Origin of the sequence: Streptomyces sp. NPDC006265 (assembly GCF_040613555.1) — a bacterium.
In the GTDB taxonomy this organism is placed as follows: domain Bacteria; phylum Actinomycetota; class Actinomycetes; order Streptomycetales; family Streptomycetaceae; genus Streptomyces.
The window spans coordinates 1-2,839 of the sequence record NZ_JBEXSH010001039.1 but is presented as its reverse complement, the minus strand read 5'-3'; the positions used below and the strand labels follow the sequence as shown (position 1 = coordinate 2,839).

3 protein-coding genes are annotated in these 2,839 nt (G+C 69.8%); 1 reads left to right on the top strand and 2 read right to left on the bottom strand.

Annotation, left to right across the window (positions count from 1 at the left end; translation table 11 throughout):
* Positions 1–350 (bottom strand): RNase adapter RapZ (locus ABZ281_RS44815; RefSeq protein ID WP_356664079.1); only part of this gene is annotated, 350 nt, incomplete at its 3' end.
* Complete coding sequence (gene uvrC, locus ABZ281_RS44810; RefSeq protein WP_356664077.1) at positions 347–2,422, bottom strand: excinuclease ABC subunit UvrC; 2,076 nt, start codon at positions 2,420–2,422, stop codon at positions 347–349. The genes ABZ281_RS44815 and uvrC, both read right to left, overlap by 4 nt.
* A 254-nt stretch (positions 2,423–2,676) precedes the next feature.
* On the opposite strand from uvrC, the gene ABZ281_RS44805 reads away from it, so the two are divergent.
* Positions 2,677–2,838 (top strand): hypothetical protein, encoded by a 162-nt coding sequence (locus ABZ281_RS44805; protein ID WP_167455403.1) that lies wholly within the window; start codon positions 2,677–2,679, stop codon positions 2,836–2,838.
* Position 2,839: the final 1 nt, after the last annotated feature.

Below are 2,839 nucleotides of genomic sequence, written 5' to 3'. Positions count from 1 at the left end.
GTGACGTTCTTCGCCTCCAGGTCGGCGAGGGACTCGCGGAGGTTGTCGAAGAAGCGGCGGCCGCGGACGTCGACGACGACGGCGATCCTCGCCACGTTGCCCTGGGAGCGGGCGCCGAGCTCCACCATGGTGGGGATCAGCGCGGGCGGCAGGTTGTCGACGACGAACCAGCCGAGGTCCTCCAGGCACTTCGCGGCCGTCGAACGGCCGGCCCCGGACATGCCGGAGATGATCACCAACTCGGGGATGGCCGCGTCCGGGACCTGTGCCTTGTCGTTGGGCGTGCCCGTACTCACCTGTGCTCCGTCTCCGGCTTGCTCTTGTTGCCCGTGGTGCTCGTTCACGTTCATGTCTCCTGCCCCCGTCGTTCGTCCGGGGCGCCCGCTGCCACGGGCTCCCCACTGGAACCCATGGTGCCCGGTTCCTCTTCCATGATCTCTCCAGTCGCCGTGTTGACGGCGGGTGCGGCCGGGGCCGAGCGGGCGAGGGCCACGGCGATCGTCTCGGCCGTCTTGCGGCCTATGCCGGGGACCTCGCAGATCTGGTCGATCGTGGCGGATCGCAGTTTCTTCAACGAACCGAAGTGCTTCAGAAGTGCCTGCTTGCGCGTGTCCCCGAGGCCGGGGACGTCGTCCAGAGGGCTGGAGCGGAAGCGCTTGGACCGCTTCGTGCGCTGGTAGGTGATCGCGAACCTGTGGGCCTCGTCACGGACGCGCTGGAGCAGGTACAGGCCCTCGCTGGTGCGGGGCAGCACCACCGGGTCGTCGTCGCCGGGCAGCCAGACCTCCTCGAGGCGCTTGGCCAGGCCGCACACGGCGATGTCGTCGATGCCGAGCTCGTCCAGGGCGCGCCGGGCGGCCGCGACCTGCGGGGCACCGCCGTCGACGACCACGAGCTGGGGCGGGTAGGCGAACTTCTTGGGGCGGCCGTCGTCCTCGGTGGGGCCGGTCCCGACGATCTCGCCGTTCCTGTCGATCTCAGGGGTCTCGGCGTTCTCGCCGTCGGTCCACTCCCCCGTCTTCTCCTTCTCTGCGAGATAGCGACGGAAGCGGCGGGTGATCACCTCGTGCATGGAGCGGACGTCGTCCTGTCCGGCGAAGCCCTTGATCTGGAAGCGGCGGTACTCGCTCTTGCGGGCGAGCCCGTCCTCGAAGACGACCATGGAGGCCACGACGTCGTCACCCTGGAGGTGGGAGATGTCGTAGCACTCGACCCGGAGCGGGGCGCTGTCCAGGTCGAGGGCGTCGGCGATCTCCTCCAGGGCGCGCGAGCGCGTGGTCAGGTCGGAGGCGCGCTTGGTCTTGTGCAGCACGAGCGCCTGCTGGGCGTTGCGCTCGACGGTCTCCATGAGGGCCTTCTTGTCGCCGCGCTGCGGGATGCGCAGGGAGACGCCGGAGCCGCGCCGCCCGGCGAGCCACTCCTGGACCGGCTCGACGGGGTCGGGCAGGGCCGGGACCAGGACCTCCTTGGGGACGGCGTCCCCCGTCTCCTCCCCGTACAGCTGCTGCAGGGCGTGCTCGACGAGGGCGCCGGTGGTGATCTCCTCCACCTTGTCGGTGACCCAGCCGCGCTGGCCACGCACACGTCCGCCGCGGACGTGGAAGATCTGGACGGCCGCCTCCAGCTCGTCCTCGGCGACCGCGATCAGGTCGGCGTCGGTCGCATCGGCGAGCACGACCGCGTTCTTCTCCATGGCCTTCTTCAGGGCGCCGATGTCGTCGCGCAGCCGGGCCGCCCGCTCGTACTCCATCTCGTCGGCGGCTTCCGCCATCTGCTTCTCCAGCCGGCGGATGTAGGTGTTCGTCCGGCCGGTCATGAAGTCGCAGAACTCGTCGGCCAGTTCGCGGTGCTCCTCGGCGGAGACCCGGTCCACGCAGGGCGCCGAGCACTTGCCGATGTAGCCGAGGAGGCAGGGGCGGCCGGTGCGGGCGGCGTTCTTGAACACTCCGGCCGAACAGGTGCGTACGGGGAAGACGCGCAGCAGCAGGTCGACGGTGTCGCGGATCGCCCACGCGTGCGCGTACGGTCCGAAGTAGCGGACACCCTTCTTCTTGTGACCGCGCATCACCTGCACGCGCGGGTACTCCTCGTTCATCGTCACCGCGAGGTACGGGTAGCTCTTGTCGTCGCGGTACTTGACGTTGAACCGGGGGTCGTACTCCTTGATCCACGAGTACTCCAGCTGGAGCGCCTCGACCTCCGTGGACACCACCGTCCACTCCACAGACGCTGCCGTGGTGACCATGGAGCGGGTGCGCGGGTGCAGGCCCGCCAGGTCCTGGAAGTAGTTCGCCAGGCGCTGGCGCAGGCTTTTCGCCTTTCCGACGTAGATCACCCGGCGGTGCTCGTCACGGAACCTGTAGACCCCCGGCGAGTCGGGGATCTCACCCGGTTTGGGGCGGTAGCTGGAGGGGTCGGCCATGTCTCACACCCTACTGGCGGGCACCGACACTCCGGCGCGGCCGCGGGACACGATCACGACCCGGCCGGGAGGCAGTTTCCAACGGCATGTCCCGCCCAGGGGTTACGGCCCCCCGGGAGCGGGAATGTGGCTCACCCATGGGACACGGCGACGTCCGGCGGACGGCGCCCGTCCCGGGTGCAGGCACAGGTTGTCGGTGCGGACCGTCGTTCCCGGTGCGGAGCGGGCGGGCCACAGGTCGGAGGGCTGCGCACATGAAGCAGATGCGGATCGAGAAGACCCGGCGGGCGGTCCGTGCCCGCAGGTACACGGACGAGCCGTTGGCGCTGCGCGACGCCCTGGACCCGCGCGATCCCGACATTGCGCGGGCCAAGCGCCTGGCCCTCAGGGAACAGGGCGGAAGCGACCGCTCCTAGA